Here is a 23075-nt window from a genome sequence, read left to right on the forward strand (position 1 = left end):
TCCGATGCCGCATCACGCGGCACCGGCTATGCTGGTACCACGGCAAGAAGCCATCCGGAGCGTTCCATGAATCAACCCGTGCCCCCGCTGCCCCCGGCGCGTCGCAATCCCGTCGCCAGCTTCTTCATCGGGCTGTGGGACGTCATGAACTTCACCCGCCGGTTGATCCTCAACCTGGTGTTCTTCGGCCTGCTGTTCCTGCTGCTGGTGATGTTCGTCATCGCCGCCGGCATGGGCGCCGGTGCCAGCAAGTCGCTGCAGGACCGCACGACGCTCGTGATCGCGCCGGAAGGCCGCCTGGTCGAGCAGTTCAGTGCCGATCCGGTCAGCCGCGCGCTGGCCAAGGCAGTGGGTGACAACGGTGCCGAAGAGATCCAGCTGCGCGACCTGCTGCGGGTGATCGAGTCGGCCAAGGAAGACAAGAAGATCGAACGCGTGGTGCTGGAGCTGGACAAGCTGCAGCCGTCCGGCTTCGCCTCGCTGCGTGAAGTGGCCGCCGCGCTGCAGGACCTGCGCGCCTCCGGCAAGCAGCTGGTGGCCTACAGCGAGAGCATGGGCCAGTCGCAGTACCTGCTGGCCGCGCAGGCCGACGAGGTCTACCTGGACCCGATGGGTTCGGTCGTGCTCGAAGGCCTGGGCCGCTACCGCCAGTACTTCCGCACCGGCCTGCAGGACAAGCTGGGCGTGGACGTGCACCTGTTCAAGGTGGGCGAGTACAAGTCCGCGGCCGAGCCGTACGTGCTCGATGCTGCGTCGCCGGCCTCCAAGGAAGCCGACCTGTTCTGGATGAATGATGTGTGGCAGCGCTATCTGGGCGACATCGCCAAGGCCCGCCGCCTGGATCCGGCGCAGCTGGCCGCCGGCATCGACACGCTGCCGGAAGGCATCGCTGCCGCCGGTGGCGACCTGGCCAAGTTCGCCCTGCAGCAGAAGCTGGTGACCGCGCTGAAGACCCGCGAGGAATTCGAGGATCTGATGATCGAGCGCGGCGTGGCCGACGAGGATGCCGATGGCGGTTTCCGCAACGTCGACTTCGGCCGCTACCTGGCCCTGCTCGACGCGCGCCGCAACCCGGTGGACTCGCGTCCGCAGGTGGCCGTGGTGGTGGCCGCCGGCGAAATCAGTGGCGGTGACCTGCCGGCCGGTCGCATCGGTGGCGAGTCGACCTCGGCGCTGCTGCGCGCCGCGCGCGACGACGACAACGTGAAGTCGGTGGTGCTGCGCGTGGATTCGCCGGGCGGTGAAGTGTTCGCCTCCGAGCAGATCCGCCGCGAAGTGGTGGCGCTGCAGGCCGCCGGCAAGCCGGTGGTGGTGTCGATGGGTGACCTGGCCGCCTCCGGTGGCTACTGGATCAGCATGAATGCCGATCGCATCTATGCCGATCCGTCGACCATCACCGGTTCGATCGGCATCTTCGGCATGGTGCCGAACTTCAGCCGCGCGCTGGACAAGATCGGCGTGCACACCGATGGCGTCGGCACCACCCGTTTCGCCGGTGCCTTCGACGTCACCCGCCCGATGGACCCGGCCGTGGGCCAGGTCATCCAGACGGTGATCAACAAGGGCTACGCCGACTTCACCGGTCGCGTCGCCGACGCCCGCAAGAAGCCGGTCGAGGCCGTGGACGAGGTCGCCCGCGGCCGCGTTTGGAGCGGTGCACAGGCCAAGGAACGCGGCCTGGTCGATGCCTTCGGTGGCCTGAAGGATGCGGTGGCCGATGCGGCCAGCCGCGCCAAACTGGGCAAGGCCGATGCCTATCGCGTGCGCTACATCGAGAAGGCAGCCACGCCGTTCGCGCAGTTCGTCAGCGGTTTCGCCGGCAGCCGCGCCGGTGCCTGGATGCTGTCCGATTCGGGCATGGCGCGGATGATGCTGGCGCGCACGATGCCGGAAGTGGATACGCAGCTGCGCTTCGTCGAGAACGCGGCCCGCGAGAAGGGCAATGGCGCACCGGTGAAGGCGCTGGCGTACTGCTTCTGCGGGTTCTGACCGGCAACGGTATCGAATGAAAACGCCCGGCTCAGGCCGGGCGTTTTCGTTCATGGGGTCGGATCCCTTTGCAGCGCAAAGGGCTCTGACCCCACAGGTCACTGTGTTGCGTCGGCCTCGGCCTTGCGCTCACGCGCGGCGGCATCATCGACGGTTTTCTGCACGTCCTTGGCGCGGTCCAGCGGTTCGTTGATCGCACGCGACATCGCTCGTGGCACCGGTGGCTTCTCCGGGTTCGGCGTCGGCGGACGCTGGCAGGCCGCCAGCAGCAGGCTGGCCAGCAGTGACGTGGACAGGATCAGGATGCGCATGGCAGCTCTCCGCGGTGGGCGTATGGGCAAGTGTCGCATCCCCGGCCGAGCGCCGCCGTGAGCGCGTATCCTTGCGGCATTGAAATGCAGTGGGCACGGCCCCGGAGGACACATGACCCAGCAACGGTGGCGCCTGGACGGCCAGACGGCCCTGATCACCGGCGCCAGCGCCGGCATCGGCCTGGCCATCGCGCATGAACTGGCGGGGCTCGGCGCCGATCTGATGATCGTCGGCCGCGATATCGACATGCTGGAGACCGCGCGCGACGAACTGCTGGATGTGTATCCGCAGCACCAGGTGCATGCGCTGGCCGCCGACGTCTCCGATGACGAGGACCGCCGCCAGATCCTGGACTGGGTGGAAGACCACAGTGATGGCCTGCACATCCTGGTCAACAATGCCGGTGGCAACGTCACCAAGGCGGCCACGGAGTATTCCGAGGACGAGTGGCGCAAGATCTTCGAGACCAACCTGTTCTCGGCCTTCGAGCTGTCGCGCTACGCGCATCCGCTGCTGGCCCGGCACGCGTCGTCGTCGATCGTCAATGTCGGCAGCGTGTCCGGGCTGACCCACGTACGCAGTGGTGTGGTCTACGGCATGACCAAGGCCGCGATGCACCAGATGACCCGCAACCTGGCCGTCGAGTGGGCCGAGGATGGCATCCGGGTCAACGCGGTGGCGCCCTGGTACATCCGCACGCGGCGCACGTCCGGTCCATTGTCGGACCCGGACTACTACGAAGAAGTGATCAACCGCACGCCGATGCGCCGCATCGGCGAGCCGGAGGAAGTGGCCGCGGCCGTGGGCTTCCTGTGCCTGCCGGCGGCCAGCTATGTCACCGGCGAATGCATCGCAGTGGATGGCGGTTTCCTGCGTTACGGCTTCTGATCATGCGGTGGTAGTGCCGGCCGCTGGCCGGCAACCACAGGATCTTCAGATGCTTGCAGTTGCCGGCCAGCGGCCGGCACTACCGGTGGCTGTCACCCCGGTACCGGGCAGTTGCTGGCCTCCAGCACGCCCTGCAGCCGTTCGCGTTCCCCACGGGCGTTGTCGCGGTTTTCCGGCGAGGCGAACCGTTCACGGCCGCGCGCGTCGCGGAAGCGTTGCTGCCAGCTGCTGCAGCGCTGCGCCTCCGGCAGTTCCTCGCAGCGGTCGCGCACCACTTCGCAGCCGGCGGCGTTGACCGGGGTGGCGCCGCCCAGGCCCTGCACGGTCATCAGTTCGCAGCGCCCGGGGGCGGCCTCGTACTCGTGCAGGTAGCCGCCGCCCTGGCTGTCGGTGCACTGGAAGATCGGTGGCAGCGGCGGCTTCGGGGGCGCATTGCGGTCCGCCGCGGCATCGGCCTGGCGTGGCAGCGATGCACTGTCGAGTATCAGATCGCCGCCTTCGCGTTCGACCATGCCGGCTTCCATGATCGTGCGTCCTTCGCCGGGGCGACGGGGGCTGGGCACCGAAGCGGGCGGTGTACCTGCCGTCGCCGGTTCGGGTGGCGGCGGCACAGGTGCGGGTGTGGCCGATGCAGGTGACGCACTGGCGGCCGCCGGAATCCTCACCACCTGCTGCTTGCTGCCGGCAGGGCAGGGCGTACGTTGCAGGGTGGGCACATCGCTGCTGCTGGAAGTACAGCGGTAGATCACCCCGTCGTCGGCCACTGCGTTGCCGGCGAACAGGCCCATGGCCAGCCAGATCAGGTTCTTCATGTGCACAGCGTACATGCCACGGCAGGCGCTGCGCTCAGCGTTCGCAGTCCCGCGACAGTCGTGCGTCGATGCCACGCTGTTCGTTGCTGATGGCAGTGCGCTCGCTCTGCAGCGCACTGTTGTAGCGACGATCGAGTTCCCAGCGGCGGTCACGCAGGCGCGCACAGACTTCCTGCGGCGGCAGGGCATGACAGCTGTCGCGGACCAGCACGCTGCCGGCCGGGACCTGCACACCGACACCCACCGCGGGCGGCCGGTAGCCGGTTCCTTCACCGATGGGGGTGCCGACCGGCGTGCCGAAGGCCGGGCGTGGGCCGGGATGGACCGGGCCGTGGTGCCCGTGCGGAAGCCAGACGCTGGTCCACAACGGTACCCAGCGCGGATTGCCCTCGTTGTTGTCGCTGGTGTAGCGACGACCGTCGTCGCTCACGCACTCGTACAACGGCTGCGGCGGCTGGATGTAGACGTGACGGACCTCGCGATCACGCATCACCGGCGCCTCATCCGGCGGCGCGGCTGTCGCGTCGCTGCGCACCACCCGTGGTGCCGGGTCGCGCGGGCGCTGCAGGTCACGCACTTCCTGCCGACCACTGCTGCATGGCTTGTCCTGCAGGGCCACGGCGCCGTTGTTGGCGACACAGCGGTACACGCGCACGTCCTCGGCGGCCGGTGCGGTCCATGGCAGCAACAGGCACAGGCCCAGGGCGGTGCGCAGCAGGTTCATGGCGGCAGGGTGCGCGATTGTACGCGGCAGTGCAATCGTCGGTTCAGGAGCGCAGCACGTTGCCGCTGAGCGCGTCGCGGATCGGGGTTGGCTGGGCCAGGCCGCCGGTCTCGCCATCAAGGATGCCATCGAGCAGGCGCAACAGGCGCGGATCCAGCTCGGCACGGCTGCGTGCCGGTGGTTCACCGGCCAGGTTGGCGCTGGTGGAGACCAGGGGGCCACCCCAGGCGCGGCACAGGGCGGCGACCAGTGGGTGGGCGCTGATGCGTACGGCGATGCCGCTGTGTTCACCGGTGACCCACGGTTGGGCGCGCGGACCGGCCGGCAGGATCCAGGTGTTGGCGCCCGGCCAGCTGGCCAGAACCGCACGCTGGCGGGCGTCGGGCAGCGCCTGCAGGCGCACCCAGCCCTCCAGCTGCGACAGTTCGGCTGCGACCAGGATCATGCCCTTCTCGATCGGGCGCTGCTTCAGCCGCAGCACCATGTGCACTGCGGCTTCATGCGAGGGATCGCAGCCCAGGCCCCAGACCGCTTCGGTCGGATAGGCGATCACGCCGCCGGCGCGGAGCGTGGCGACAGCAGAGTCCAGGGTGAGTTCTTTCATGGCGGCGACCGGCCCGACGTGGGCCTTCATTATCCCCCTGCCGCGTGCAGAAGGGGTGGTGGGTGCGGACGGTAGGTGCGGACCGTTGGTCCGCACACCTTGACCCTCATCCACGCATGGCGTGGAGTTACTTCGCGGCCTTCTTGACTGCCTTCTTGACGGCCTTCTTCGCCGGGGCCTTCTTTGCGGCCGCCTTCTTTACTGCTTTCTTGGTCGGTGCCTTCTTGGCCGCGGCCTTCTTCGGCGCCGCTTCCTTCTTGACCGCCGCCTTCTTGGCCGGTGCCTTCTTCGCGGCGGCCTTCTTGGCGCCGAAGCCCTTGCGCACCGGCTTGCCGGTTTCTTCCATCAGCTGCTGCACTTCGGCCAGGGTCAGCGAGGCCGGCTCACGATCCTTGGGGATCTTGCCGTTCATACTGCCGTCGCTGATGTACGGGCCGAAGCGGCCGTTCAGCACCTGGATGTCGCTGCCCTCGAACTCCTTGATGATCCGGTTGCGCGCGATCTCTTCCTTCTCTTCGATCAGGAACACGGCGCGGGCCAGGTCGATGGTGTACGGGTCGTCTTCCTTCTTCAGCGAGGCATAGGTGCTGCCGCGCTTGGCGAACGGGCCGAAGCGGCCGATGCCGACGCTGACTGGCTCGCCGTTGTCCTCGCCCAGCGCGCGTGGCATCAGGAACAGTTCCAGCGCGTCTTCCAGCGAGATGGTGTGCATCGACTGGCCGGGGCGCAGCGAGGCGAACTTCGGCTTCTCCTCGGCGTCCTCGGCGGTGCTGCCGATGGCGGCGTAAGGCCCGAAGCGGCCCAGCCGCACGCTGACCGGCTTGCCGGTCTTCGGGTCGGTGCCGAGCTCGCGCGCGCCACTGGCCTCGGCACGGTCCACCGATTCCTTCTTGTCTTCCACCAGCTCCTTGAACGGCTCCCAGAAGCGGGCCATCAGCGGGATCCACTCTTCTTCGCCACGCGAGACGGCGTCGAGCTCGTCTTCGAGCTTGGCGGTGAAGTCGTAGTCCACGTACCGGGTGAAGTGGCTGGACAGGAACTTGGACACCGCGCGGCCGACGTCGGACGGACGGAAGCTGCGGCCTTCCATTTCCACGTACTTGCGGAACAGCAGGGTCTGGATGATCGAGGCGTAGGTCGAGGGACGGCCGATGCCGTACTCTTCCAGCGCCTTCACCAGCGCCGCTTCGGTGTAGCGCGGCGGCGGCTGGGTGAAATGCTGCTCGGCCTGGATGCGTTCCAGCGGCACGCGGTCGCCAGGCTTCATCGCCGGCAGCTTGCGGCCTTCGTCTTCGTCTTCGGCGCTCTTGTTGTCCTTGCCTTCCTCGTATACGGCGAGGAAGCCGGGCACCACCACGGTGGTGCCGCTGGCACGGAACACGTGCTCGCTGCCAGCCGACAGGTCGACGCTGACCGTGTTGAGCGTGGCCGGAATCATCTGGCAGGCGACTGCGCGCTTCCAGATCAGTTCGTACAGGCGGCGCTCGTCATCGGTCAGGAAGCGCGCCACCTGGGCCGGGGTGCGCAGGGCCGAGGTCGGGCGCACCGCTTCGTGCGCTTCCTGGGCGTTCTTCGACTTGGTCTGGTAGGTGTTCGGCTGGTCAGGCAGCGAGGCGATGCCGTAATCACGGGCGATCACGTCGCGGATTTCGGCCAGCGCGTCCTGCGACAGGTTCACCGAGTCGGTACGCATGTACGAGATCAGGCCGACGGTGCCTTCGTCACCGATCGCCACGCCTTCGTACAGCTTCTGCGCCACCTGCATGGTCTTGCGGGTGGTGAAGCCGAGCTTGCGCGAGGCTTCCTGCTGCAGGGTGGAGGTGGTGAACGGCGGTGCCGGGCGGCGCTTGCGCTCCTTGCTGGCCACGTCGGTGACATGCAGCGAGCCCTGCGCGGCCTGCTGGATGCGCAGGCGGGCGGCCTCGGCGGTGTCGCCGTCGGTGATGGTGAACTGTTCGAACTTCTGCCCGTCCAGCTTGATCAGCTTGGCGTTGAAGTGCTGCGACGGGTGTGCGCACTCGGCGGCGATCGACCAGTACTCGCGGGCGATGAAGGCTTCGATCTCTTCCTCGCGCTCGACGATCATGCGCAGCGCCGGGCTCTGCACGCGGCCGGCGGACAGGCCGCGCTGGACCTTGCGCCACAGCACCGGCGACAGGTTGAAGCCGACCAGGTAGTCCAGCGCGCGGCGCGCCTGCTGGGCATCGACCAGGTCGCTGGCGATCGCGCGCGGCTGGCTGATCGCTTCCTTGATGGCGCGCGGGGTGATCTCGGTGAACACCACGCGCTGCATCGGCTTGTCCTTGACCAGCCCGCGTTCCTTCAGGATCTCGGCGATATGCCAGCTGATCGCTTCACCCTCGCGATCCGGGTCGGTTGCCAGCAGGATGTCGTCGGCGCCCTTGGCGGCCTTGGCGATCGCGTCGACATGCTTTTCGTTCTTGTCGATCACGTCGTAGTGCATGGCGAACCCGTTGTCCGGGTCGACCGCGCCTTCCTTCGGAATCAGGTCACGCACATGCCCATACGAGGCCAGGACGGTGTAGTCCTTGCCGAGGTATTTGTTGATCGTCTTGGCCTTGGCCGGCGATTCGACGATGAGCAGGTGCTTGGGCATGGCAGCAGTGTCTGTGGGGCGAGCCGCAGGGGAGGGGCCGCTAGGGTGGAGCAAACGGCCGCATTAGTGAAGCGGCCACGGACAAATCAATACGCTGAACGCCCGGTAGTGTGCCGGGCGTTCAGGTTTCACCTTATTAGAGGAATCACGCCCGGCCAGCCCGTGTCAAGCAGCCAGACGTGAGGATGGCCGTTCATGAGGCCATCTTGGCGATGAAGCCGACCGCGGCCACCAGCAGCACCAGGCCCGCCAGCGACAGCAGGCCGGTCAGCACCAGGATCACGATGGTGACCGTACCCAGCTCATGGCGCTGCAGGTGCGGCTGGTCGGTGTAGGCCCAGCGGTCGACCACCAGGGTGTCGCAGATCATGTCGTGCAGGCCCTGCTTGCGCTCGGTGAAGGCGGCCATCAGGAAGCCGATGCCGAGGGTGAGGCTGCTCAGCAGCATGGCCCAGTAGCGACCAAAGGCGCGGCCCTTGGTCAGGCGGTCGCCGTTGCTGCGCACGACCTTGATGCCGACCGCCATCTTGCCCAGCGTGGCGCCACCCTGCGAGGAATGGAACCAGGTGTAGTAGGCAACGCCGATGGCCATGTTGATCAGCGCGCTGGCCACCTGCGCGACGATTTCGATGGAGGTCTCGCCACTGCCCACCGCGCCCATGCTGGCGCCAAGCACCACGCCGATGATGGCGCCGATGATGCCGCCCGGAATGGCCAGCACGAAGTAGTCGATCATGTACGCCGCTACGCGCTTCCAGAAGCCGGCATAGACCACCTCGCCGCCGATCACCGGCTGCGGGCCACCGGCACCGGCAGCGGCCGGCGCGCTGTAGGGCGAGCTGCTGAGCGCACCCGTGCCAGGCAGCGGTGCGGTGCCGTTGTCGATGGCGGCGTAGTCGCTGCGCAGGTCGAAGCCGCCACTGGCGGTGGCCGTGCTGGCGTCGGCCAGCGTCTGCAGGCCGAGTTCGTCGACCACCTGGCGCAGTGCAGCCCACTGGGCCATGCCTTCGCGCCAGACCAGGGTGTCCAGGTTCAGTTCGCCGCGCTGGAAGCGCTGGCGGATTTCCTGGACCGGCAGTGGGCCCTGGCGTTGCTGTCCTTCGGCGTAGTACCACTCAGTCATTGCATGTTCCCTGTTGGATCGTCCTTGGAGGTGCTGCCGTGCGCGTGGCTCAGCCGCGGCACGACGGCGGCAGGTACTTGTCGTCGCTTTCACCGCTGCATTCCCAGCGGCCGCTGTCGCGATCATATTCCAGCCACAGCAGGTCGCCATCGAGGCTCTTGCCAGGCACGGCCAGCGTTGCTTCGATGCCACAGTGGCCGTTGTTGAAGCGGCCGATGTTCACCGCCGACAGGCCGGCCTGGGTGAAATCACCCGGGGCCGGGAAACCGGCATCGTTGGCACCGGGGCAGCGGCCTTCGTCGTCGGCGAAGTGCTGCACCTGCTGTTTCAGCGGCTGCAGGGCATTGACCGCGGTGGCGACCTTGGCACGCACGGTGTAGTCGTTGTACGCGGGCAGGGCGATCGCCGCGAGGATGGCCATGATCGGCACCAGCACCAGCAGCAGGCCGCCGCCGATGATCGCGGTCAGGGCGCAACCGGAGAGCTTCTTTTTCGGCGGCGGCAGCACCCCGGCCGGGGTCTGCGTGGCATAGGGCGTGGATGGTGGCAGCACCGGTGGCTGCGGCGGAGGCGGCGCCACCGGTTCCGGTTCGGTTTCCGGCTCGGGTTCCACGGCCGGCGCGGCGACATCCAGTGCCGGCACGATCAGGCCCAGCTCGTCGACGACGCTGCGCAACGGCTGCCATTGCGGCAGGCCGTCGCGCCAGACCAGGGTGTCCAGGGAGATCTGGTTGTTGCGGAACAACTCGACCAACTGTTCCGCCGGCAGCGGGCCTTGCTGCCGGTTGCCTTCTGCATGGAACCACTCGCTCACGGGGACGCTCCTGAATGCGCTATGCCCCCAAGTGTACGGTCAGTGCAGGGGTTCTGGCTCGTCCATGAACATCTGCGTCTCCATCCAGGCATAGGCCGCTTCGGAGCCGGGCTGGTTGAACAGCACCATCAGCACGACCCACTTCAGGTCGTCCAGGTCCAGTTCGTCCTGGTCCAGGGCCATCGCCCGGTCCAGCACCAGCTCGCGCTGGTCGGCGTCGAGGATGCCGTGCTGTTCCAGGTACAGCAGGAAGCCGCGGCATTCCACGTCCAGCTTGTCCAGCTCAGGGCCATGGTAGATGCGCACCGGGCCATCGACCCGCGCCTGGGCCACGCTCGGCCGCTGCGCGGCCAGGGCATCGAGCCAGTCGAACGCCTTGTTGATCTCGGTGGGACTGAAACCGGCCTGGATCAGGCCGTTCTGGAGCGAATCGCGGTCACGGATCAGGTCCGCATCTTCGCTGAAATAGTGTTCAAACAGGTACAGCAGTACGTCCAGGATGCTCTCTTTCATTGCCCCTCGGCCTGCGTCGCGCGACGCTGTGGAGGTGAAGAAACTAGGGAGTTCGACAGTAGCGGCCGTGTACGCACACCACGATTCCCGCCAGTTCCATGGCCAGCAGCATGGAGGACACCTGTGACGCCGTCAATCCACAGCGCGTGATCAGTGAATCCATACCGCTTGGGTTGTGGTCCAGGGCCCGCCACAAGCACTGGTAGTCAGGGTCGTCGGCCCAGCGCGCCGGCAGGAGCGCCGGCGGTGCCTGTTCAGTGGGGGTGGCCAACCGCGATTGCAAGCCCGGCAGTTGCTGGCGAAGGGCGGGGGCGAGCAGTTCCAGGACCTCCTCGGGACGCTCGACCAGCGCCGCGCCCTCACGGATCAGGCGGTGGCAGCCGGCCGCACGTGGGTTGAGCACCGACCCGGGCAGGGCACAGACCTCGCGGCCCGCCTCGGCGGCCAGGCGCGCGGTGATCAGCGCGCCCGAGCGCTGGGCGGCCTCGACCACCACCGTGGCCAGCGCCAGCCCGGCCACCAGCCGGTTGCGCGCGGGGAAGTGGCCGGGGCGGGCAGCCGTGCCCGGCAGGTACTCGCTGAGCACCACGCCTTCGGCGGCGATCCGCGCCTGCAGCCGGGCGTGGCTGTCCGGATAGGCCCGGTCAGGGCCGGTGCCGATCACCGCCACGGTGCAGCCGCCGGCCTCCAGCGTGGCCTGGTGCGCGGCCGCATCGATGCCTGCGGCCAGGCCACTGGTCACCGCCAGGCCCGCCTCGACGAAGCAGCCGGCAAAACGTGCGGCCAGTGCGCGCCCGCCCGGGGTGGGTGAGCGGCTGCCGACCAGCGCCACCGAGGGGCGCCAGGCCAGGCTGGGGTCGCCGGCCACGAACAGGGCCAGCGGCGGATTGGGTACCTCCAGCAGTGATGGCGGAAAGGCCGGATCGGTGCAGGGCAGCAGGTGATGGTTGTCCTGTTCCAGCCAGCGCCGGGCGGCTGTCCAGGCCCGGGTATCGGGGCGGTCCAGCGCGGCGCACTGCTCCGGCGTGCAACCGTGCGCGCGCCAGGTCGCAGTGCCTTGCGCGATGGCGGCTTCCGCATCGCCCGCGGCCTGCAGCAGGGCCCGTCGGGGCGCCAGTGCGCCTCCCGCCATCAGCAGGCGCAGCAGCGCCTCATATGCATGCGTGGTCATCCCCCACTATCGGCCGCACGCAACAAAGGCGCCCTAGGGCGCCTTCGCGTGTGGCTGTCAGGTTTTGCCGGAGGTGCCTGCCGGTCCGCGGCCGGCACTCCCTGCGGTGGCCGGGGCAGCCCGGCAACCGTTACTTCGCATCCGGGTGCAGCGCGTTGTAGCCCACCCGCACCGGCTTCACGCCCTGCATCACCAGCGCGTAGCTGACGTTGTCGAAGGTGCGGAACACCATCGCATGCGCGGCGTATTCGTCCGGCAGCGAGACCCGGCCCGCGCCGGTGCTGAGCGAGTCGTCCATGCGCGAGGAGGTCGGATACTTCATGCGGTGCGCCACATGGCGGCCCGGGCGCCACAGCGAGAACACGGTGCCGTTGTCCACGCCCTGGGCGCGGCCGGCCGAGATCGCGATCACGTCGCGCGGACCACCGGCGGTGAACATGTCGGTGACGGCCAGCACGCGCACGTCCACGCCCTCGACACCCGCGGCGGGCACGTGGGGCACGAACTGCAGGTCGTACGGCCTGGCTTCGACCGGCACCAGGCGGTCGCCGGCGCGCACTTCGCGGCCGCCGACGTTCTTGTCCAGCACCAGCGTGGAGGCCTCGACCTTGCCGCCGGCGATCTGGGTGATGGTGCCGGTGGCGACCTGGGCCAGCTCGTAGCCGAGCACGCCACGGCGGGCGTTGGGCGCGTTGTAGGCCTTCCACAGGTTGCCGCTGCCCGGGGTGACGTCGCCATTGGCGGTCAGGTCCTCGGTCGGCTTGGGCTGGGCGTAACGCACGGTCGGGCGTACCACGGCCCAGCGCTGGCCCACCTGGGCATCAGCCAGGCGCACGTAGACGGTGTCGCCGCCGGACACGCGCAGGCGGCTGTCCTCCAGGCCGACCACGTAGGGCAGCTGCTTGACGCTGTCGACAACGCTCAGCTGCTTCAGGAACGGCTCGACCTGGGCCAGCGGAATGGCGTCGATCGGGGCCTCCTGGCGCGGACCGGCCTGGGACACGGTCACCCGGTCCAGGTAGGCCAGGCTCAGCACGTCACCTGGATAGATCAGGTGCGGGTTGGCGATCTGCGGATTGGCTTGCCAGATCTCCGGCCACAGCCAAGGCTTCTGCAGGAAACGTGCGGCGATATCCCACAACGTATCCCCTTTTCGGACCACATAGGTGTCCGGGTGCCCGCCATTCACTTCCACGGCGGTAGCATAGGCAGCCACGGTCAGCATCGCCGCGGCGACGACCGTACGAAAACGAAGCAACATAGGTGTGAAGCCCTGATTCCCCAACAGGTCCGCGCACTATAGTCCAGAAACCGGGGCGCAAGGCAAGCGTTGGAGCTAGAATCTGCGACGTATGCCGGCGTGCCGGCCCCCTATCCGGAAACAGCCATGGCCCTTCTCCCCATTCTCGAGTTCCCCGATCCGCGCCTGCGTACCAAGGCTGCGTTGATCGAAGCCGCCGAAGTCACCACGCCGGCCTTCCAGGAACTGATCGACAACATGTTCCTGACCATGTACGACGCCCCGGGCATCGGCCTGGCCGCCACCCAGGTGGACGTGCACAAGCGCTTCATGGTCATCGATGTCAGCGAAGAGAAGAATGAACCGCATGTGTTCATCAACCCGGAAATCGTCGCCAAGGACGGGGGGCGGGTGTACCAGGAGGGCTGCCTGTCGGTCCCGGGCATCTTCGCCGACGTGACCCGCGCCGATACCATCACCGTGAAGTACCTGGACCGCAACGGCCAGGAGCAGCAGCTGGAGGCCGGCGAAGTGCTGGCCACCTGCATCCAGCACGAGATGGACCACCTGGACGGCAAGCTGTTCATCGACTATCTGTCGCCGCTCAAGCGCGAGATGGTCCGCAAGAAGCTGGCCAAGCAGCGCAAGCACGTGGCGTGATCGCCAATCCGGGCCGCCCTTCGGGTGGCCCGTGCCTGCGCGACGCGCGCGGGCTGTACGGCGCCGGCCGACGGCGCCGTTTTCTTTCCTGCACGAATCCATCCTGCAAGTGGGGTAGCCATGAGGATTGTCTTTGCCGGTACGCCGGAATTCGCGGTGTCGTCGCTGCGCGCTGCGGCGCGCCACCATGAGGTCGTGGCCGTCTATACCCAGCCTGATCGCCCGGCCGGCCGCGGCCGTGGCCTGGCGCCGTCGCCGGTCAAGCTCGAGGCCGTGGCCCGTGGCATTCCGGTCTACCAGCCCGAATCGCTGAAGGATGAGGCTGCCCAGCAGCAGCTGCGCGACCTGCAGCCGGACCTGATGGTGGTGGTGGCCTACGGTCTGATCCTGCCCAAGGCGGTACTGGCGATCCCGACCCACGGCTGCTGGAACGTGCATGCCTCGCTGCTGCCGCGCTGGCGCGGTGCCGCGCCGATCCAGCGCGCGATCCAGGCCGGTGATGCAAAGACCGGTGTGTGCCTGATGCAGATGGAAGCCGGCCTGGATACCGGCCCGGTGCTGCTGCACCAGGAGCTGCCGATCGCGGCCACCGATACCGGCGGCCAGCTGCATGACAAGCTGGCCGAACTGGGCGCACAGGTGCTGTCCGACGGCCTGGGCCTGCTGCGTGCCGGCATCAAGCCGATCGCGCGGCCGCAGCCCGAGCAGGGCGTGACCTACGCGCACAAGCTGGACAAGGCCGAAGCCCGCCTGGACTGGGCGCAGGACGCCGATGCACTGGCGCGCACCGTGCGTGCCTTCAATCCGTGGCCGATCGCCGAGGCCATGCTGGCCGGCGAGCGCGTGCGCATCCACGGCGCGGTCGCCCTTGACCTGGCCCATGGCCAGGCGCCGGGGACGGTGCTGGCGGCCAGCCGCGATGGCATCGACATCGCCTGCGGCCAGGGCGCGCTGCGCCTGCGCACGCTGCAACGCGAAGGCGGCAAGGCGATCACCGCCGCCGACTACCTCAATGCCCGCCGCGACCTGCACGTGGGGGCATAAGCGGTGTCGAAGCAGAATGATTTCTCCGTCGCCAAGGCGGCGCCGGGCGCGGCCACCCGCATGCTGGCCGCACGCGTGCTGGCGCAGGTGTTCACCCGTGGCCGCTCGCTGAAGGCGGAACTGGCCTGGGCGCTGCCCAAGCTGGCCGACAGCCGCGATCGTGCGCTGCTGGAAGCGCTGTGCTTTGCAGTCCTGCGCCGTCGTAGTACCTATGACGCGGCCTTGCAGTCGTGGATGCAGAAGCCGCTGTCGGCACGCGACGCCGACCTGCGCACCCTGTTGATGGTGGGCTTCGCCCAGCTGGACGTGCTGGAACTGCCGGCGCATGCGGCGCTGTCGGCCACGGTCGACGCCGCCCGCGCGCTGGGCCGTGAGCGCCAGGCCGGCCTGGTCAACGCGATCCTGCGCCGCGCGCAGCGTGAGGGATTCCCGGAACAGCCGGCGCGCGATGCCTTCCCGGAGTGGCTGGCCGATGCCGTCGAGCGCGACTGGCCGGCCCAGGCCGAGGCGATCTTCGCCGCCAGCCTGCAGCCGGCGCCGTTGTGGCTGCGGGCCAACCGCCAACAGGGGGGGCGTGACAAGGCGCTGGCCACGCTGGCCGAGGCCGGCATTGCCGCCGAAGCCAGCCCGCTCAGCGCCGACGCGCTGCGCCTGGCGGCGCCGATCGCGGTGAACCAGCTGCCGGGGTTCGCCGACGGTGCGCTGTCGGTGCAGGACCTGTCGGCGCAATGTGCGGCGGACGCGCTGGCACCGGCGTCCGGCGCCCGCGTGCTGGACGCCTGCGCGGCACCGGGTGGCAAGTCGGCGCACCTGCTGGAACGTGACCCGAGCCTGCGCCTGCTGGCGCTGGATATCGATGCGCGCCGCCTGGCGCGTGCCCGCGATACCTACACCCGCACCGGTGTGGGTGACGGGGCGCAGACCCGGGTGGCCGATGCCAGCGACCCCGGTGCCTGGTGGGATGGCACCCCGTTCGACGCCATCCTGCTGGATGCACCGTGTTCGGCCACCGGCGTGATCCGCCGCCAGCCGGACGTGATGTTCCACCGCCGCGCCGAGGATATCGATGCGCTGGTCGGCGTGCAGGCCCGCCTGCTGGAGGCCTGCTGGTCGATGCTGCGCCCGGGCGGCGTGCTTTTGTACGCCACCTGTTCGATCCTGCGCGCCGAGAACGTCGATCAGGTGCGGGCCTTCCTGAAGTGGCATCCGGACGCGGTGGCACAGCCTCTGGATGACACATTCGGCCTGGACTGCGAGGGGATCGCGCGCCAGCGACTGCCGGGTGACAGCGATGCTGACGGTTTCTTTTACGCGCGTCTGCTAAAAACAGCCTGACCCCCGCTGACGTTCCGAGTCCCATGCTGAAATCCCGCGCGTCGCGCGAGACGTGGTTGTTCGTGGTGATGGCCCTGCTGGTGCTGGGGGCCGGGCTGGGCCTTCGTGATCCGTGGCCGTCGGACGAACCGCGCTTCGCGCTGGTGGCCAAGCAGATGTTCGACAGCGGCCACTGGCTGTTCCCGCACCGCGGGACCGAGCTGTACTCGGACAAGCCGCCGATGCTGATGTGGTGGCAGGCCACGCTGTACAGCCTGATCGGGCAGTGGCGCGTGGCCTTCCTGCTGCCCTCGCTGCTGGCGGCACTGGGCACGCTGTGGTGCGTGGTCGACCTGGGGCGGCGGCTGTGGACGCGGCGGGTGGGACTGTATGCCGGCTGGGCGCTGCTGTTCGCGCTGCAGTTCACCTTCCAGGCGAAGAAGGCGCAGATCGATCCACTGCTGCTGCTGTTCATCACCCTGGCCAACTACGGCCTGCTGCGTCACCTGCTGCTGGGGCCCGCCTGGCGCTGGTGGTGGCTGGGCTGGTTCTTCGCCGGCATCGGCGTGATCACCAAGGGCGTGGGCATGCTGGCGCTGCTGATGATCGTACCCGCGGCAATCGCCGCGGCACTGCAGTGGCCACGGGTGGGCCTGCACGCGCGCGATGCGCGCTTCTGGCTGGCGCCGCTGGCCTTCCTGCTGGCGGTGTCGTTGTGGCTGGCGCCGATGCTGCTGGCCGGCTTTGCCACCGGCTCGGACGAGTACCGCGCCTACATGGACGACATCCTGTTCCAGCAGACGGCGCAGCGCTACACCCATTCCTGGGACCACCACCAGCCCGCCTGGTACTTCCTGGCGACGATGCCGCTGATGTGGATCCCGGCGTTCCTGGCCCTGCCCTGGGCGATTCCGGCCTGGCGCCGCCGGCTGCAACGCCGCGACCCGCGCTATCTGCTGCCGCTGGCCTGGTGGCTGATGGTGGTGCTGTTCTTCTCGATTCCCGCCGGCAAGCGCGACGTCTACATCCTGCCGGCGCTGCCGATGTTCTGCCTGGTGCTGGCACCGCTGTTGCCGGGGTTGCTGAAGCGGCGCGATGTGCAGGCCGTGGTGGGGCTGTTCACCGGCCTGCTGTCACTGGGCCTGGCGGTGGCCGGCGCGATGGCGGTGCTGGGTGACCCGGCCTTCGAGCTGCGCCTGACCCACAGCCGCGGGCTGGCCCCCGGGGCCGTCGACGCGCTGGCGTGGACGATCCTGGCGATGGGCCTGTGGGGCGGATTGAGTCTGCTGGCCTGCGGCCGTCGCCGACAGCTTGCGCTGGTGTCGACCCTGGCGATGGTCTGGGTGCTGTACAGCCTGGTCGGCTACCCGCTGCTGAACGATTCCAGTTCCGCCCGTGGCCTGATGCGCACGGTCGGTACCCGTCTGGGCCCCGATGCCGAGCTGGGGCTGGTGGCCTGGAAGGAGCAGCACCTGCTGCTGGCCGACCGACCCGCGGCGACCTTCGGTTTCGAGACTGACTGGGACGAGCAGCTGGTGGCGGCCACGCGCTGGCAGCGGCTGGTGCCCGGACGTCGTTGGCTGCTGGTCCACGAGTACGCGATGCTGTCGTGCGTCGACCGCAACCGCTCTGAACTGGCCGGCGTGGCCAACCGGCGGCGCTGGTGGCTGGTGCCGGCGGCGGCGGTGACGGTGCCCTGCGTGGTCACTGCCGAGGAGCGGGAACGTGAACGGCGTTTGCAGGAACATGACTAGCCAGCACGATTTCCGCTTGTCCAGTCTGCCCAAGCGGGCCCAAAGGCAGTAAAACAGCAGGCTGGGACGGCCCCCGTTGGTCCTTCCCGTTCTTCCAGCAGATTGCAGCGATACTTCCCGACGTGCCAGCTTCACCGGACAACCTGAACTTCATGGCCGGCGACCCGCTGGGCGTTCCCGTCGGTGGGCGCCAGGGGGTTGCACACGGGCTGGCCCAGCTGGGCCTGTTCTGCCTGCCGGCACTGGTGCTGACCGTGCCGATCAACCTGTTGCCGTACGGTCTCCTGCTGCTGCTCAGCACCCTGCTGGCGCCGGAGCTGCTGTGGCGCGCGCGCGGCATGGCCGGCCAGCCAGTGAAGGTACTGGCCTGGCTGATGCTGGCGGTGCTGGCGCTCGGCGTACTGTCGGTGGTGCTGTTCGAACAGGGCCTGCGTGACGTCGACAACCGTTCGCGGTTCGTGGTGATCCCATGGATCGCGCTGTGGGTCTGCGCGCTGCGTCCCAACCTGCGGTGGCTCTGGTACGGATCATTGACCGGCCTGCTCGCCACCTTTGCGATGTCGCTGTGGCAGGTGCTGGGCGGCGCCCCGCGCGCGGAGCTGTTCACCAACGCCATCGTGCTGGCCGACATCGTGATGGTGTTGATGGTGCTGCTGGTGTTCTGCCGCCCATCGCGGCGCTGGTCGCTGGTGATCCTCGGCATGGCCGCCGGCTGCGGCACCATCGTGCTGACCGGCAGCCGCGGTGTGTTCGCCGCCTTGCTGGCGCTGCTGGTGGTGCTGGCGCTGAGCCTGCGCTGGCGCACCGGTGCGGCGCGCCTGTCGGTGCTGGCCGGCATGCTGGCGATCGGTGCGACGCTGCTGCTGTCGGTACCGGAGCTGCGCCACCAGGTCCGCCTGAGCGAGCTGCACAGCGACGTGCAGCGGATGGAGCTGGGCGACAGTGATTCTTCCGCCGGCGCCCGCGTCGAGCGCCTGCAGGTGGCCTGGCAGACCTTCCTCGATCATCCGCTGGTGGGTGTTGGCATCGGTCATTTCGACAGTGCGATGCAGCGCGTGCCGGTCTGCCGGGAGAACCCGGCAGAATTGCGCTGCCACCTGGGGCATGCACACAACGACGTGGCCGAATGGGCGGCGACCCAGGGCGTACCGGGCCTGCTGCTGTTGCTGGCGGTGTATGGCATCCCGCTGTGGTTGTTCGTGCGCCTGCATCGCCGCAGTGGACGGGCGACCTTCCGGGGGCCGGCCGCAGCCGGCGTCATGCTGGTGATCACCTACGCGCTGTGCGGGCTGACCCAGTCGATGTTCGCGCACCAGATGACGGCCAGTTTCTACGTGACCCTGGTCGGCCTGCTGACCGGCCTGTCGATCGTCGAAGGCACGCGCCACCGGGCGATCACCGGGTCGTGATGCCGCGTCGCGCCGGGCAGGGCCCGGCGATCAGCGGTTCGGCGGGTCGGCCACGGCCTGGCCGTTGCCCAGCATCCACAGCATGATGGTCTTCTGGCGCACGTAGTTGGCGCGCACATAGGCGTAGACCAGACCGTGCCAGCCGTCGCGGAAGCCACCGCGGAACACGAAGCCGCGCCAGAACCGCCAGGCCGGGGCCAGCACCAGCTTGCCCAGCGTGGCCCGCTTGCCGCGTGCGAACTCGTGCTCGGCCATCATCCGCGCGTACTTCTCGGTCTTGGCCAGCTGCTGCTGCAGGGAGCGGTACGGGTAATGGACCAGATCGCCGCGCAGGGTGCCGACACTGCCGTCGACGCTGGCCGCCTCGTGGATCTCGCGCTTGCCGCGCCAGCCGCCGCGGCGGCGGTCGAACAGGCGCATCACCCGGTCCGGGTAGGCGTTGCCATGGCGCAGGAACTTGCCGAAGTACTCCGACAGGCGCGCGAAGCGATAGCCGGCATGGCCGGCGAAGCCACCGTCGCGGGCCTGTTCGATGGCCGCGCGCAGTTCCGGGCTGATCCGCTCATCGGCATCCAGGCACAGCACCCAGTCGTGGCGGGCCTGCTCCACACAGAATGCCTTCTGGCTGCGGAAACCATCGAACGCGCGCTGCAGCACGCGGGCGCCTGCGGCCTCGGCGATGGCCACGGTGGCATCGGTGGAGCACGAGTCCACGACGATGATCTCGTCGCAGAAGGCCAGCGAGGCCAGGCAGTCGCCGATGCGGCCGGCCTCGTTGAACGCGATAATGCAGGCCGAGATGCGAGGCCGTTCGATGGGAGCGGTCGTGGAGGACATGATGGCCGGGTACCTGTTGTTTGCGACGGAGCGCTATGCGCTGCCTATTCTCGCCCCGTTGGCGCAGGCCTTGCACGCCTCCGGGCAGGAGGTGGCGGCCTGGTTCGAGGACGGCGCGGCCGGCAGCAGCCTGCCGGGTGTGCCCAACATCGGCCTGAAACAGGCCCTGGCGATGCGGCCGCGTGCCGTGTTCAGCGCCGCCAACTGGGTGCCGACCTTCCTGTCCGGCGCCAAGGTGCAGCTGTTCCATGGCTTCAACGTGGAGAAGCGGGACAGTGCGCGCGGCCACTTCCGGGTGCGCGGCATGTTCGACCTGTACTGCACGCAGGGGCCGGCCACCACCGGGCCGTTCCGTGAGATCGCCGCCCTGCAGGGCCACTTCGCGGTGGCCGAGACCGGCTGGCCGAAGCTGGACCCGTTGTTCCGCGACGACGGTGGCGAGAGCGCCGCGTTGCGCGCAGCGGCGGGCGGGCGTCCGGTGATCCTGTTCGGTTCGACCTTCACCGAGCGCCTGAGTGCAGCGCCACACCTGCATGCGCAGATCGCCGCTGACATCGCCGAGGGCAACCGCTACTGGCTGCTGACCCTGCACCCGAAGTGCCCACCGGAACTGTTCGAGCGCTACCGCGCGCTGGCCGGTGCCAATGCCCGCTTCATCGAGCCCGAGCAGGTGATGGCCGCGCAACGCGCCGCCGATGTGCTGGTGTCGGACACCTCGTCGATCGTTTCGGAGTTCATCGTCCAGCACAAGCCGGTGGTGACCTTCCGCAACCGCGTGCCCAAGCCGCACATGATCGACTTCGACGACCCGGCGCAGCTGCCGGTGATGCTGCAGCGTGCGCTGCATCCGGACGCCGCGCTGCAGGCGGAGATCGTGCGCTACGCCGACGCCATCCATCCATACCGCGATGGCCTGTCCAGCGAGCGGGTGATCGCGGCCACCGAGGATTTCCTGTCCGGTGAAATGGGTGTGTTGCGGCGCAAGCCATTCGGCAGCTGGGTGCGCGACCTGCAGATCCGCAAGGACCTGGGGTACTGGGGCCCGTCGCAGCGCTGATCGGAGAGGTGTAGAGCCGAGCCACGCGTGGATGCACGGCCCCGCTCGCGGTAGTGCCGGCCGCTGGCCGGCAACCTCGGGAATGTCTCCGGTTGCCGGCCAGCGGCCGGCACTGCCTGTATTGCTTACCAGCGCAGCTTGCGCCGTGCCAGCGCCGCCGCCAGCTGCTCCATCACGTGTTGCGCCTGCGCCTGCGGCAGGTAGTGCAGGGTCAACGCCACATCACCGTGTGCACCGGCGGTGTCCAGCTGCAGGCTGCTGGTGCCGAGCAGCTTGTCCAGCGGTGAACGCTGCAGGCGCAGGCCCTGCACCTTGTCCAGCTCGGCCCAGCGCCACCAGCGCTTCCACCAGCCGCCGCGCACGGCCACGTAGTGGTCATCCAGGTACCAGCCCATGCGCGCCATCTGCCGATGTGCCACCAGCAGCGCCACCGGCAGCCATGCGAGCACGACCAGCCCCCACGATCCCCAGCGCCAGTACGCGGCCGCTGCCAGCAACGGCACCAGCACCAGCGCGCCCAGGCACAGCCGCCACCAGCCACGCTGCGGGATGGACTGCCACTGCGCCGGTGGCCACTGCAGTTGTGGCAGCAGGTGCTGCACCAGCTGCGTGCAGCGCTCCTGGGTTGCCAGCGGCGCCAGCTCGCGCAGGGCGCGATCCTCATCGCGCGAAGGGCCGCCGGCAGCGCTGTCGATGCGCAGCTGGCGCAGGCCGAACCAGCGATGCAGGGTGCTTTCGCGCAGCGTCCAGGCCTGGATGCGGCGACGCGCGACACTACTCCGGGTGCGGCTGAGCAGGCCGGCCGACACGGTCAGGCGGCGATCCTGCTCGCTGAGGGTGAAGCCGTGATAGCGCAGCAGGGTCAGCACCACCGACAGCGCTCGCAGCGCCAGCCAGCCCAGCAGCAGTGCGGCAGCCAGCAGCAGGAAGGCGCCGGCCACGCCGGGATGCAGGTGGCTGGCATAGCCGAAGGCTTCCTGGCCGCCACGCTGGATGGCCGCGTCCATCACCGGCCGCGGCACGGTCTGGAACAGCACACCGAAGGCGGCGATCGCCAGTGCCCAACCGCGGTTGGAGAGCAGGCCCATGCGCACCACGTCCCAGCTCGACAGGCGCAGCAGCACCTGTTCGGTGTCGGCGTCGGTGAACGAGGGGGCGGCGACAACGTCAGCGGCCTGCGGTGCCTGCCCACGCTGGCGCACCAGTCGTTCCAGCGCCAGCGCCTGGTCCAGCTTCAGCACGCGCATCTCCGCTTCCGGGCGCACGCCGCCGGCCGATTCCAGGCGCAGCTCGGCCACGCCGAACAGACGGTGCAGCGGGTTCCGCCGCACTTCCACGTTGTGGATGCGGGCGAATGGGATCTCGCGGCGGTTGCGCGCCAGCAGCCCGCTGCGCACGGTGATCGCATCGCTGCCGATGCGGTAGCGGTAGCTGAGGTACTGCAGCACCGAGACCAGCACCAGCGCGGCAATCGCAGACAGCGGAATCAGCTGCGCCCACATCGGGTCGCGATCGCCGCGCTGGCCGAACACCAGCAGCGCCACCAGTGGCAGGAAGTAGTGGCGCAGCTGCATCAGCAGCACGAACAGCCACGACCACGGGTGCAGGCGATGGTCCTCGCCACCGGCAGGCAGCGATGCGGGCAAGGGCGGCGGCAGGCTCACAGGGCGTCGGCGTCCTGGTCCAGCTGGTGCGAGAGGGTGTCGCGCAGGCGCTCGGCGTCGGCTTCATCCAGGCCGCTTACGGTCACCGCGCTCATGCGGGTACCGGCGGTGTGCACGATCAGCGTGGCCAGGCCGGCGCGGCGTTCCAGCGGGCCGCGACGCAGGTCCAGGTGCTGCACGCGCGAAATGGGGATGCGCGTTTCCAGCTGCCACATCAGGTCGCGGCGCAGGCCCAGCCCCTGGGCATCCAGCCGCCAGCGGGTGCGGGTCAAGCGCCGGCGGCCGAGCCAGGCGCCGAAGACGATGCCGATCAGCAGCCCAAGGGCGGCCGTCCACAGGCCGCCGGGCAGATCGAAGAACCATGCGGCCGCGGCCAGCGGCAGGCCCGGCACGAACAGGCCGCCGAAGGCGCCTTCCAGTGCAGCGAGGCGGGCAGCGCGTTGCGGCAGCGACTGCCAGGCATCGGTGGGCGGGGAGGGCAGGAGGACGTCGGTCACGCGGGCTCCGTCAGGCGGCAGGGCGGGCGATG

At 68.9% G+C, this 23075-nt stretch carries 21 protein-coding genes; 8 read left to right on the forward strand and 13 right to left on the reverse strand.

From position 1 onward, the window contains the following. Positions 1-66 precede the first annotated feature (66 nt). Complete coding sequence (gene sppA / locus ACXI0D_RS14275; protein ID WP_032958263.1) at positions 67-1989, forward strand: signal peptide peptidase SppA; 1923 nt, start codon at positions 67-69, stop codon at positions 1987-1989. Between the two features lie 98 nt (positions 1990-2087). Here sppA and ACXI0D_RS14280 read toward each other — a convergent pair whose 3' ends face one another. Continuing rightward, the gene (locus tag ACXI0D_RS14280; protein WP_014038644.1) at positions 2088-2300 is read right to left on the reverse strand and encodes a hypothetical protein; all 213 of its coding nucleotides are present in this window, start codon (positions 2298-2300) and stop codon (positions 2088-2090) included. Between the two features lie 112 nt (positions 2301-2412). On the opposite strand from ACXI0D_RS14280, the gene ACXI0D_RS14285 reads away from it, so the two are divergent. Continuing rightward, entirely contained in the window at positions 2413-3189 is a 777-nt protein-coding gene (locus tag ACXI0D_RS14285) for an SDR family oxidoreductase (RefSeq protein ID WP_014038643.1), read from the forward strand. A gap of 92 nt (positions 3190-3281) precedes the next feature. Here the strand turns inward: ACXI0D_RS14285 and ACXI0D_RS14290 are convergent, their stop codons facing one another. From ACXI0D_RS14290 to ACXI0D_RS14330, 9 genes are all read right to left on the reverse strand, one after another. Continuing rightward, complete coding sequence (locus ACXI0D_RS14290; protein ID WP_479642713.1) at positions 3282-4001, reverse strand: hypothetical protein; 720 nt, start codon at positions 3999-4001, stop codon at positions 3282-3284. Between the two features lie 34 nt (positions 4002-4035). After that, positions 4036-4725, reverse strand: a complete 690-nt coding sequence (locus tag ACXI0D_RS14295; protein WP_479642714.1) for a DUF4124 domain-containing protein — start codon at positions 4723-4725, stop codon at positions 4036-4038. Positions 4726-4768: 43 nt separating this feature from the next. Then, positions 4769-5359, reverse strand: a complete 591-nt coding sequence (gene tsaC, locus ACXI0D_RS14300) for an L-threonylcarbamoyladenylate synthase type 1 TsaC (RefSeq protein WP_080347457.1) — start codon at positions 5357-5359, stop codon at positions 4769-4771. Between the two features lie 97 nt (positions 5360-5456). Continuing rightward, on the reverse strand, positions 5457-7946 hold the full coding sequence (locus ACXI0D_RS14305) for a DNA topoisomerase I (protein WP_479642715.1): 2490 nt from the start codon (positions 7944-7946) through the stop codon (positions 5457-5459). A gap of 193 nt (positions 7947-8139) precedes the next feature. Then, positions 8140-9069: an RDD family protein gene (locus tag ACXI0D_RS14310; protein WP_479642716.1), complete on the reverse strand. Its 930-nt coding sequence runs from the start codon at positions 9067-9069 to the stop codon at positions 8140-8142. Between the two features lie 49 nt (positions 9070-9118). After that, the gene (locus ACXI0D_RS14315) at positions 9119-9883 is read right to left on the reverse strand and encodes a pilin (protein ID WP_479642717.1); all 765 of its coding nucleotides are present in this window, start codon (positions 9881-9883) and stop codon (positions 9119-9121) included. Positions 9884-9922: 39 nt separating this feature from the next. Then, the gene (locus ACXI0D_RS14320; RefSeq protein ID WP_005419622.1) at positions 9923-10396 is read right to left on the reverse strand and encodes a DUF494 family protein; all 474 of its coding nucleotides are present in this window, start codon (positions 10394-10396) and stop codon (positions 9923-9925) included. A 43-nt stretch (positions 10397-10439) separates the two neighbouring features. Continuing rightward, positions 10440-11567 (reverse strand): DNA-processing protein DprA, encoded by a 1128-nt coding sequence (gene dprA, locus ACXI0D_RS14325; RefSeq protein WP_119006816.1) that lies wholly within the window; start codon positions 11565-11567, stop codon positions 10440-10442. A gap of 130 nt (positions 11568-11697) precedes the next feature. Then, positions 11698-12828: a LysM peptidoglycan-binding domain-containing protein gene (locus ACXI0D_RS14330; protein WP_014038635.1), complete on the reverse strand. Its 1131-nt coding sequence runs from the start codon at positions 12826-12828 to the stop codon at positions 11698-11700. A gap of 126 nt (positions 12829-12954) precedes the next feature. Here ACXI0D_RS14330 and def point away from each other — a divergent pair, with 126 nt between their 5' ends. The 5 genes from def to ACXI0D_RS14355 all read left to right on the forward strand — a co-directional run bounded on the left by def (position 12955) and on the right by ACXI0D_RS14355 (position 18988). Next, a complete protein-coding gene (def, locus tag ACXI0D_RS14335) occupies positions 12955-13467 on the forward strand; it encodes a peptide deformylase (RefSeq protein ID WP_008267110.1) in 513 nt (170 codons plus the stop codon). A gap of 120 nt (positions 13468-13587) precedes the next feature. Next, the gene (gene fmt, locus ACXI0D_RS14340) at positions 13588-14511 is read left to right on the forward strand and encodes a methionyl-tRNA formyltransferase (RefSeq protein WP_479642718.1); all 924 of its coding nucleotides are present in this window, start codon (positions 13588-13590) and stop codon (positions 14509-14511) included. 3 nt (positions 14512-14514) lie between these two features. Further along, the gene (rsmB, locus tag ACXI0D_RS14345) at positions 14515-15846 is read left to right on the forward strand and encodes a 16S rRNA (cytosine(967)-C(5))-methyltransferase RsmB (protein WP_049443285.1); all 1332 of its coding nucleotides are present in this window, start codon (positions 14515-14517) and stop codon (positions 15844-15846) included. 23 nt (positions 15847-15869) lie between these two features. Then, positions 15870-17579 carry an ArnT family glycosyltransferase gene (locus ACXI0D_RS14350; RefSeq protein WP_049443286.1) on the forward strand — a complete coding sequence of 570 codons (1710 nt, stop codon included), beginning with the start codon at positions 15870-15872 and terminating at the stop codon, positions 17577-17579. Between the two features lie 152 nt (positions 17580-17731). After that, on the forward strand, positions 17732-18988 hold the full coding sequence (locus ACXI0D_RS14355; RefSeq protein ID WP_101766143.1) for an O-antigen ligase family protein: 1257 nt from the start codon (positions 17732-17734) through the stop codon (positions 18986-18988). A gap of 30 nt (positions 18989-19018) precedes the next feature. Here ACXI0D_RS14355 and ACXI0D_RS14360 read toward each other — a convergent pair whose 3' ends face one another. Then, entirely contained in the window at positions 19019-19825 is an 807-nt protein-coding gene (locus ACXI0D_RS14360) for a glycosyltransferase family 2 protein (protein WP_101766142.1), read from the reverse strand. Here ACXI0D_RS14360 and ACXI0D_RS14365 point away from each other — a divergent pair. Beyond that, positions 19824-20882 (forward strand): CDP-glycerol glycerophosphotransferase family protein, encoded by a 1059-nt coding sequence (locus tag ACXI0D_RS14365; RefSeq protein ID WP_101766141.1) that lies wholly within the window; start codon positions 19824-19826, stop codon positions 20880-20882. The genes ACXI0D_RS14360 and ACXI0D_RS14365 overlap by 2 nt on opposite strands. 125 nt (positions 20883-21007) lie before the next feature. On the opposite strand, the gene ACXI0D_RS14370 is transcribed toward ACXI0D_RS14365, so the two are convergent. Further along, a complete protein-coding gene (locus ACXI0D_RS14370; RefSeq protein WP_479642719.1) occupies positions 21008-22546 on the reverse strand; it encodes a PH domain-containing protein in 1539 nt (512 codons plus the stop codon). Beyond that, positions 22543-23043 (reverse strand): PH domain-containing protein, encoded by a 501-nt coding sequence (locus tag ACXI0D_RS14375; RefSeq protein ID WP_119006813.1) that lies wholly within the window; start codon positions 23041-23043, stop codon positions 22543-22545. Before ACXI0D_RS14375 ends, ACXI0D_RS14370 begins: the two co-directional genes overlap by 4 nt. Positions 23044-23075: the final 32 nt, after the last annotated feature.

This window comes from Stenotrophomonas sp. C9D9 (genome assembly GCF_056491205.1).